The following is a 12,120-nucleotide window of genomic DNA, read 5'->3' on the forward strand; positions in this document are numbered from 1 at the left end:
TATATATCTTTTAACTTAAATTAATATCAGTATAGGCGTTCAAAAACGCTTAACTTTTAATAAATTATGGGGAGAAAAAAAATTATGAATTGGAAGAAAATAATTATTTTGACATTAATGACATTGGTGTTGTTTTCCATAATTTCGGTTGCATCAGCAAATGAATACTCAAATGATGCAAATGTGACTGAAGTGGAAAATGTAAACACTCTAAATTTAGCAGATGATAGTGAAGTTTTAACAGCATCAGATACATTCACTCAGCTTGACAAAACGATTCAGGAAAGTGCTTCAGGTGCGACTATTGTGCTTGATAGGGATTATATCTACACTGAAGGAGATAAAAAAAGTGGAATCTCCATCAATAAGGATATAACCATTGACGGTAAAGGTCATACTCTGGATGGGGCAGGTACGGCCTCAATTTTTACTATATCTGGAAACCGACATGTTACATTGAAAGACATTACATTTATTAATGCCTATGGTTCAAAAGGATCTGCAGTCTCATGGACTTCAGGAGATAGTGTCAATATCATCAATTCAAATTTTATAAATAATACAGCAACAGGCAATGGTGGAGCTATTTACATTTCATCTTCCAATTCAACAATTACTTTCAATTCTATCATTGCCGATTCAGTATTTGTAAACAACAGGGCTGCAAACGGTGGTGCAATCTATGCATCAGGAACATTTCTTGACATCATATCTTCAAAATTCAACAGTGATGTAGCCACTGAAAACGGAGGATCCATACTTTTGGATTCCGGAGCATGTATTGATGGATGTGAATTTATAAACTCATCATCTGGCCGTAATGGTGGGGGAATCTACGTTAATTCCAAGATAATCGACTTCTCATTTTTACCTCCTGAATTCAGGGATAAGGCAGGTATTTTAAACTCTCGCATGATTTCCTGCAGAGCAGCCAACGATGGGGGAGCAGGTTACATCTATCTCAGTGGTGGAAGTGTAAGAAATGTCACAGTTATTGGATGTTTCGCTGGCCGTGACGGCGGTGCAGGTTATATCGATGGGGATGGAGGTATTCTGGCCGATTCTACTTTCATCAATAACACAGCTTCCAGAAACGGTGGTGCTGTGATGTGGAGAGGAATCAATGGTACAATCGAGGCATCCAATTTTATCAACAGTACTACCAATCTGGGTGATGGTGGCGCAGTATATCTATGTCCAATTGATCCTGTAGACGCATTTGACGGTTTAACCATGATTAATTCTTCTACTTTTTACAAAAACCAGGCTAGAATGGATGGGGGCGCGATATATTGTGCAGGTCTGTTTACAGTAATATTTAACTCACAATTCAGTTTTGACAGTGCATATATGGGCGGAAGTATCTACATGGATATTGGGGCTGCTATCTACCACTGTAACTTCTATAAGGAAAGTGCAACATATGACGGTGGAGCGATATACCTTCACGCTAATGTTTCTGATATTCATGATCATAGGGATAAGTTGCCTCTAGAGTATCTTGGAGCATCAAATTCCACTTTCATCAACTGTTCTGCAGGTCATGACGGCGGTGCCGGATACATCAAGGGAGATTACGGTTTTGTCCATCATGTGGTTTTTGCTAACAACACTGCAGGTAACGACGGTGGTGCGGCGTATGTCGCTGGAAGCTATGGTACATTATATAATTCATCAATGATTTCAAATCACGCAGGTCATGACGGTGGAGCTATAACCTGGGAAGGTGACCACGGTAGCGTGGACAATACAACATTCATTCTCAATACTGTTGGCGGGGGAAGTGGTTCCCTGTGCATTTACGGTTCAAACTCCACAGTAAGCAATTCAGTTTTCACACTTTCAAGCTCTACATTGTCAGGAGGTGCGATATACGTATATGGAGATAATGTACGAATCAAAAAATCAATATTTGACAAATGCAGTTCAGGAACAAAGGACGGTGGTGCAATTGCTATTTCAGGTTATCATACTCATGTTGAGGAATGTAACTTTACTATGAATCGGGTAAACATAGGTAATGGTCATGGTGGTGCAATATATCTTCAGGGAAACCGCACTCATATTTATAATTGTAATTTTGAAAGATGTACTGCGTTTGAAGGAGGGTTCATATATGTTGACGGTCCTAATGCATTCATCAACAATTCATTTGGTGACTTTAGTTTTGCGGTTGAAGGAGGAGCATTCTATGTCAATGGGGATTATGCAACAATCTCTTACTCCAATATGAGTTATAACAATGCAACCACCTATGCGGGAGCAATATATGTTGCAGGTGACTTTGCAACAATTGATCATGTTGATTTTGAAAAATGTTTATCCTACAACAACGGTGCAGGGGCAATATATGTTGAAGGATTTAATACAACCATATCCAACTCCCGCTTTGTTGAAAACAAAGTTTCAGGTATGCAGGCACGTGGAGGTTCAATCAATGTTCAGGGAAATTACACAAAAATCCTGAACTGTCTATTTGACAAATGTACTGCTTATGATGGTGGGGTTGTATATGTAAACGGTTCCTATGCTCTGATTGATGGTTATGCATGTATTCACAGTTTGGCTTTAAACAACGGGGGAGCAATGTATGTTGCAGGAGACTATGTTACAATTTCCAATTTCAACATTTCACTCACTAATGCTACCAATTACGGTGGCGCTCTTTATATTGAAGGAGACCATGCAAACGTATTCAATTCAAACTTCACAAGATGTATAGCCTATAACTATAATGGTGGAGCGTTATATATTGCAGGTTTGAATGCTACTGTATCCAATTCTTATTTCCTTCAAAACAAGGTCAATAATCAAACAGGTCGTGGAGGATCCATAGAAGTTCAAGGAAACTTCACTACGATTTATAATTCCACTTTTGAAATGTGTAATGCATATGAAGGAGGTATTATTTATATTAATGGTTCCAATACTTTAATCGATGGTTTTACATCTGTCCACTGTATTGCATACAATAATGGTGGTGCCATTTACGTTGCAGGGGATAATGCAGTATTTGCAGATTTCAAAATCGCAATGACAAATGCCACAAATGATGGTGGTGCCATTTATGTTGCCGGAGACAATGCAACAATCTACAACGGTATTATTGATTCAAGTATTGTTGGTGAAGGAAACGGTGGATCTATGTATGTAGCAGGTTACAACACAACAGTAGACAACTGTACCTTTGATAAAACCCAAGCAAGCAAAGGAAACGGTGGTGCCATCTTCGTCGAAGGTGATTTGGCTTCTGTTGAAAACTCCAATTTCATACACAGCTTTGCATATGATGGAGGAATTATTTACATTGTAGGTCATGACGTTCTGGTCGACAACAGCAATTTCACATACAGTTGGGCTACTGAAAGCGGAGGAGCCATCTATGTGGAAGGTCATGATGCAGTCATTTCCAATTCCAATTTCAAATTTACCAATGCAAGTTCAAAAAATAATCCTTATGCCGGTTTTGGTGGAGCGATATATGTATTTGGAGACAACGTGAACATTACTTCATCAACTTTCTCCAATACCATTTCAGAAAAAGGAGGTAACGGTGGAGCAATATTCATCTACGGTGAAAACGTTACAATTTCAAAATCAAACTTCACAAACACAACCGCTCCGGACTACATTGAACACGGAGGTGGAGCAAGTGCCGCAGGTGCGATTTCAATCGCAGGTAACTATGCTACAATCGAAGATTCAAATTTCAGGTTATGCCATGCACGTAATGCAGGAGCAATGTTTGTAGCAGGTACAAATACAAGAATAATCAATTCTAATTTGACTGATTGTTTCTCTGACGGTGACGGTGGTGCAATATACATATTCGGAGAATATACAAATATTTCAGGAACCGTATTTGATGACTGTCACGGCAGTGACGAAGGGGGTGCAATATTCATTCTCTTCGGTGAATATGCTAATATTGAAAATTCCACTTTCATAAAATGCTATTCAAACACCGGGGGTGCAATGAACATTGATGGAAGTGACGTTAAAGTTTCATCATCCAATATGATTGACTGTTATGCTGTAAGCGACGGAGGAGCGGTCTACATTTCAGGTAACAACATAACAATGAATGACACCAATTTCACAGATTGTTATACAATCAACAACAACGGTGGTGCAATATACTGGATTGGAACACTTGGTTTGGTAAACAATTCCAATTTCGTAAACAACACTTCTCCTAAACTTGGAGGAGCTATTTTCATGAAAGAAAATGCTAAAATCACATTCCAAAACTCACACTTCACAAACAACTCTGCAGGAATCAACGGTGGTGCAATTGATTTCAACCGTGGAGCTCACGACGAGATAATCATAAACTCAACATTCGAAAACAACTATGCAAACAGGTCTGCAGGTGCGGTATTCTGGTTTGGAACTAACGGTACCATTAAAGATTCCACTTTCATCAACAACAGGGCTTATGGTATTGTTAACTACACTGATTCCTATGGAAATGTCACCTATGGAGGTTATGGTGGAGCTGTCATGTGGACAGGTGCACAAGGGGTCGTTGACAACTGTACTTTCATAAACAACTATGCTCAATACAATGAAGCTACCAAATCAGGTGGCCGTGGTGGAGCAGTATACCTTCAGGGAAGTGATGTCGGAAACGGTCACGATACTGCATTTTACAACTCAATGTTCATAAACAACACTGCGGGATACAACGGTGGTGCTGTAGACTGGTTTAGAGGAGCTGCCAACGGTCGTGTTGAAAATTCCACATTCATTAATAACACTGCTCACAGATCCGGTGGAGGTATATACTGGAGTGGTGTAAACGGAACAATCAAGAATGCCACTTTCATAAACAACACTGCTTTAGGCGAAATCACAGATGCCAATGGTGGTGGAGACGGTGGAGCAGTCCTCTGGGTAGGTCCTGAAGGTATGATTCAAACTGTCAATTTCACAAACAACAAAGCGGCATACTCTGGTGGTGCAATATTCCTTAAAGGATCAGACAGCGGTACAGCCGGAAACTGTAGTAATGTATTCATTGAAGACGGATGGTTTGAAAACAACTTCGCAGGCCTTAACGGAGGAGCAGTCACCTTCCAGAGAGGAGCAATGAACGGTACATTGTCAAACTCAACATTCATAAACAACACTGCTGCAAGGTCTGGTGGTGCTGTATTCTGGTATGGCCGCAACGGTACAATCGATAACTCAACATTCATTGAAAACGAGGCATTGGGTCTTGTTGATGTTGATGCAAGAGGAGTTCACCAATATATTGATGAAAACGGCGAACCTGTGCTAGGAGGTTCCGGTGGAGCTGTTGCATGGGTTGGTGAAGTGGGTCATGTAAACTATTCAGATTTCATAAACAACACTGCTGCAAGATTAGGTGGTGCAATATTTTTAAGGGACAATGAAAACACAACATTCAATGGAGACAATTTCATAAGCAACACTGCCGGTGTCAACGGTGGAGCAATTGATTTCAACCGTGGAGCTGCAAACGGTGTCATTTTAAATTCAACATTTGAAAACAACGTTGCTAACAGGTCCGGTGGAGCAGTACTTTGGTTCGGTACAAATGGTACTATTAAAGGTTCATTCTTTAAAAACAACACTGCTTTAGGTATTGTAGAAGCAAAAGACTCATACGGAAACCTTACATATGGAGGTTACGGTGGAGCTGTCATGTGGACAGGAGCTTACGGTATTGTGGATAACTGTACATTCATTGAAAATGAAGCTAAATACAATAACATTACCAAATCCGGTGGTCGTGGTGGAGCAGTATATCTCCAGGGAAGCGACAAAGGTCTGTGTATGAATACAACATTTTCAAATTCACTCTTTATAAACAACACTGCCGGATTTAACGGCGGCGCGATTGCATGGTTTAAAGGAGCAAGAAACGGGCACGTTGACAATTCCACATTCATTAACAACACTGCTCAAAGATCAGGTGGAGCAATATCCTGGTCCGGAATAAATGGTACAGTATACAATGCAACATTTGTTAACAACACTGCTTTAGGCACATTCACTGATGCAAATGGTGGTGGAGACGGTGGAGCTATCCTTTGGGTTGGCCGTTTCGGACACATTGAAGATTCCAGATTCACAAACAACACTGCAAAATATTCCGGAGGAGCTATTTTCCTTAAAGGAAGTGATGACGGTACAGCAGGAAACTGTACTAACGTATCAATCTCAAATGGATGGTTTGAAAACAACCTTGCAGGCCTTAACGGTGGTGCTGTAACTTTCCAAAGAGGTGCAATGAACGGAACAATATCAGGTTCAACATTCATAAACAACACTGCCGAAAGGTCCGGTGGAGCTGTATTCTGGTTCGGCCGTAACGGTACAATAACTAATTCAACATTCATTGAAAATGAGGCATTAGGCCTTGTTGATGTTGATGCAAGAGGAGTTCATGAATACATTGATGAAAATGGAAATCCTGTACTTGGAGGTACTGGTGGAGCTGTTGCATGGGTTGGTGAAGTAGGTAACATCAACGACACAGAATTTATCAAAAATACTGCCGCAAGATTAGGTGGTGCAATATTTTTAAGAGACAACGGTTTTACCACAATAGCACATGATAAATTCATAAACAACACAGCAAATGTAAACGGTGGTGCTATTGACTTCAACCGTGGAGCTCATGACGGAGTTATCTTAAATTCAACATTTGAAAACAATGTGGCCAACAGATCTGGTGGTGCAGTATTATGGTTTGGAACAGACGGTATTATCAAGGATTCATTCTTTAAAAACAACACTGCTTTAGGCATTGTTGAAGCCAAGGATTCATACGGTAACCTTACTTATGGAGGTTATGGTGGAGCTGTCATGTGGACAGGAGCTCACGGTATCGTTGAAAACTGTACTTTTGAGGAAAACACTGCAGCAAAACGTGGTGGAGCGGTATATCTGCAGGGAAGTGATGTAGGAAACTGTACAAACACAACATTTGACGGCTGTACATTCACAGGCAATGTTGCAGGAACCAACGGTGGAGCTGTTGACTGGCACGAAGGTGCTCATGACGGTAACATTTACAATTCAACATTTACAAACAACCTCGCAAACTCAAACGGTGGAGCTGTATACTGGAGAGGACACAACGGTAAGATTTTAAACTCAAACTTCACAAACAACACTGCTTATGGTGACCATCCGGGTTCATACGGCAATGTTGGTGACGGTGGAGCAATGTTCTGGGCAGGAATAAACGGTCTTGTTGAAAACTGCAGATTCATCGACAACGAAGCTGTAAACAATACAAAATACAACGCCAGCGGTCGTGGAGGAGCGGTATATATCGAACCATGTGAACATGGAAACAGAAACACAACATTTAGAAATGTCTACTTTGAAAACAACACTGCCGGAACAAACGGTGGAGCTATCAACTGGCATGAAGGAGCTGTAGACGGTCTTGTAAATAACGCTACATTTATCAACAACACTGCTAAAAGGTCAGGTGGTGCAATCTTCTGGAACGGATATATGGGTGAAATCATATACTCCCTATTCTATGGAAACAGAGCTTTAGGAATTACCAATGCTACAAGTGTCAGAGGAAACATTACCTCCGGAGGTGACGGTGGAGCTATCATGTGGTCTGGTGCAGACGGTATTGTCAGCCACTGTAACTTTGTAAACAACACTGCGGCTAAACGTGGTGGAGCAGTTTTACTGCAAGGAAATGAAGAATATCCTTGTTTAAACACTGTATTTACAGATGATTACTTTGCAAATAATGTTGCAGGCACTAACGGTGGTGCTATCGACTGGTATCGCGGTGCCAGGGATGGTCTTGTTGACAATTCAACATTCATAAACAACACTGCATATAGAGCTGCAGGAGCCATATACTGGAGTGGTGTAAACGGTACTGTTAGAAACTCAAAATTCATCGAAAATACTGCTTTAGGAAATATTACTGATGCTAACGGTGGCGGTGACGGTGGAGCTATCCTTTGGGTAGGTCAAAACGGACACATTGAAGATTCCAACTTCTCTGACAATTATGCGGCATTTTCCGGTGGAGCAATTTTCCTAAAAGGAAATGATGATACATTCTCAGGCCACTGTGACAATGTAACTGTAACAAATACAATATTTGCAAACAATGTTGCAGGTCTTAACGGTGGTGCAGTAACATTCCAGAGAGGAGCTAGAAACGGTCAATTATCCGATTCCAAATTCATAAACAACACTGCATTCAGAAATGGTGGTGCAGTATTCTGGTACGGTACAAACGGAACACTCAGCAACTGCAGTTTCTTAGAGAATAATGCATTAGGTCTTGTTGATGAGGATTCAAGAGGATTATATGAATACTATGATTCTCAAGGAAATCAAGTGCTTGGAGGTTCCGGTGGAGCTGTAGCATGGACTGGAGATATAGGTGCAATCAAGGACAGCAGATTTGAAAACAACACTGCAGCCAGATATGGTGGTGCAATATTCTTAAGAGATAATGTAAATACCACCTATGACGGCAGTTCATTCATAAACAACAAGGCAAATCACGGTGGAGCTATTTACTGGGTATCAGATACAAGCGTAAACTTAACCAACTGTATATTGATAGGCAATATCGCATCTAAAGGTTCAGCAGTATACCTTTCACATAACATGATGGAAATTATAAACTCAACATTCCTGGACAACAGGGCTGATGCAGCAGAACTGACATTAAATGTAACAAGAAGCGATGACAACCACACAATTCACATCATTGCTACATTTAAAGGTAATGATAATCTCTTAAATGCAATATGGAATGACGGACAGATTGCTTTAACCAATGTAACCTATCTGGGCGTAAACGGAGTTGCAAATACAGGCGGCGAACGCAGAATACCTGTTATACTTGCAAGTGATGAAAAACCGTCTGACTACAATAACATATATCAGACACAATATGAAGACTGTCAGAATATCACTTTCTACATTTACGACAATAAAAATAATCTGTTGACAAGTGCAAGCGTAAAAACCAATATTTCAGGTATGGCCAAGTTCAAATATACTTCAAGCACCGATGAATTATATGAATATGTATTCCATCCAATGGATAATTATTACACAGGAATTGATAATTCCACAGGCAAAAAATTAGTCAATGTAATAATTCCGGCGGCAGATATATGCTATCTTGAAAATGAGTCATTTATCATCAGTGTTGTAGACAGGCAAAATTCCACAATTCCAACAGGAAATGTGACAGTCTTGCTGAATGGTGTTGAAATAGGCAATTTCACATTGAATGACGGTAAAACAACTCAAATCAAATTAAATAAATTGCCTTGCGGAACATACGATGTAAAAGTTGAATATCATGGTGACGACACTTTCCTCCCTATGGAAAATTCAACAACATTCAAAGTAATGAAAATACCTTCATACATCATTCCAACAGTTGAAAACTACACTTACGGTGAAAGCGGAAAAATAATAATTCAAATTCCACAAGGAGAAAACAATACCATTTCAATCAGATTAAACGGTAAAACCTATGAAGTTAAAATCAACGAAAGCGGACGTGGAGAATTTGAAATTCCTGAACTGGACTTTGGTGTCTATAAGGTTGAATTAATCTATCCTGAAACCAACAACTACCTTAAATCAACTAATTCAACAGAATTTGAAATATATCCTATAATCAATGTCAATGTGGTCAAATCAGCCAATGTAACTGATGCATATGTACTTGACGAGATTAACTTTACATTCACCGTATCAAATGACGGTCAGATTACAGCTAATAATGTGACTGTAAGCGACAAGTTCTCAGATGATTTCGTCATCATGACTTATGCTGAAGGAGGTAAAGTGCTTGCAGGTAATGTAATCAGATGGAATATCGATGAACTTGAAAGCGGTTCCAAAATGAACCTGTGGGTTCTCGTTTCACCGATAATGAACTGCACATTTACAAATGTAGCTACTGTCAAATCTGATGAAGCCGGTGTAAACAAATCAAATGAGGTTAACGTGTCTGTAAAACCGGTTGTAGACTTATATATAACCAAAAAAGTCAATGCAACTGAAGTATTTGTGGACGATAAGATAACCTACACTATTGAGGTTGTGAATTTCGGCCTGTGCAATGCAACAAACGTTAAAGTATCTGAAAAATTATCCAAATCACTTAAATTGATTTCTGCTGATACTAAATACGGACATTATGATAGACATGGGGGAATATGGTATATTGGAAATCTGAACGCTCTTGATACTGCCTCATTGACATTAACCGTCAGAACCCTTTCAGGAGGCACAATTGAAAATAATGTATCTGTCACATCAGATGAAAAAGACCTAATCCCTGACAATAACAATTATACATGCGAAAACGTAATTGTTTCAAAATGGGATGTTCCAATTGTAATCGAAGCTAAAAATCTTACTTATGGTGAAGCAGCAATTATAGATATCCATACTCCAGAAGGCAGTAACGGAACATTTAATATTACAATCTGTGGCGAAACATACAATGACATTCCTTGCGATGAAGGTGCATGGGAATATGTAAAAGTGCACATTGCTGCAGGTAACTATAGCGTAAATGTCACTTACAGCGGAGACAACAAATACATGCCAAGTTCAGCATATCTAACTTTCTATGTTGCAAAACTAACACCAACAATCAAAGTTGAAGTTGTAGATATACTTGAAGGGGAAATCGAAGTGTTAAATGTAACAGTCAATGCTCCTGGAACTGTAAATATCACAGTTGGCGGGGTCACCATTGAAATTCCTCTTAATGAAAGTGTTGCTACAACTGATCTGCTGGGTATTGGTTTCCCACCTAAATATGATGGAAAAGCAACCTGGAGACTAATTAACCTTGCCAAAGGAACATATGATGTTTATGCGGTTTACAACGGCAATGAAAACTACACAACTGCAAATGCTAGTGATATATTCCATGTAAGAGGCGAAATAGATGATGTTGAAGTGGATATAGGTGATGTTTCTGTTGGTGAAACAGCAAGAATCGAAGTCAAATACCCTGAAGATGCAACCGGTAATGTAACAATAACAGTGGATGGCAAAACATACACAAAACCACTCGAAAATGGATCTGCAGTATTTGAAGTTCCAAATCTTAAAGCAGGCCAGCACAAAGTTGATGTTTCATACTCAGGTGATGATAAATACTTGCCGAATGAGGTCAATAAAACATTTGAAGTATCAAAACTTAATCCAAGAATCAATGTAAATATTCCTGATGTTGCACCGGATAACAAAGCTAAAATTACAGTAACACTTCCTGAAGATGCAGCTGGAACAGTATCTGTCAAAATCAATGGTAAAACTTACACAGCATCCGTTAAAAATGGAAAAGCTACTGTAACAATTCCAAACATTAAAGCAGGACACTATGATGTTGATGTTTCATACTCAGGTGATGACAAATATAACGGAACTGGTGCTAAAAAATCATTTGATGTATCTAAATCAAGACCAAAAATCAGCATAGAAATTGATGAGGTTAAGGAAGGTGAAACTGCAAAAATTACAGTAACTCTTCCTAAAGATGCAACAGGAACTGTAACTCTTGAAATCGGTGGAAAATATTATTCTGCACAGGTAAAAGATGGTAAGGCAGTATTTTACATTCCAAACCTTAAGGCTGGAGATTATAATATTGCAGTTCATTACTTAGGTGATGATCAATACTTAGAAGAATATGCATATGATATTGTATCTGTGGATTTCAATGAAAACGGCAATTCTGATGATACTAATGATGTTAAACATGAATCTCATGAAGGTTTAGCTAAATATCCTACTGCAAATCCTATATTTGTTCTGATGTTAGCTATTTTGGCTATGGGTTCCACTCAACTAAGGAGATTTAAAAAAGAATAATTTTGTATCTAATATGCATAAAATTATATTGTATACGTTTACAATATAATTTTCATTATTTCTTTAAAATGTTCTTTATTTCATATTTATATGTTTTAAATAGCTTATTTTTCATCATTAAATTGGAGTGATGGAATACATGTTTATTTTCTTAATTTTTACCTAATTTTGGATAAATTACAGATTTTAATTGATTTAAATGGTTGTAATGAAAAAGGGCAATATATACTGTATATTTTTTTC

At 38.8% G+C, this 12,120-nt stretch carries 1 protein-coding gene; it reads left to right on the forward strand.

The window, feature by feature from the left end:
• The first annotated feature begins 84 nt into the window (after positions 1-84).
• Positions 85-11,877, forward strand: coding sequence for an Ig-like domain repeat protein (locus ACKI2P_RS07510; protein ID WP_407376460.1), 11,793 nt, complete (start codon positions 85-87; stop codon positions 11,875-11,877).
• The last annotated feature ends 243 nt before the right edge of the window (positions 11,878-12,120 follow it).

It is taken from the genome of Methanobrevibacter sp., from assembly GCF_045541095.1.
In the GTDB taxonomy this organism is placed as follows: Archaea; Methanobacteriota; Methanobacteria; order Methanobacteriales; family Methanobacteriaceae; genus Methanocatella.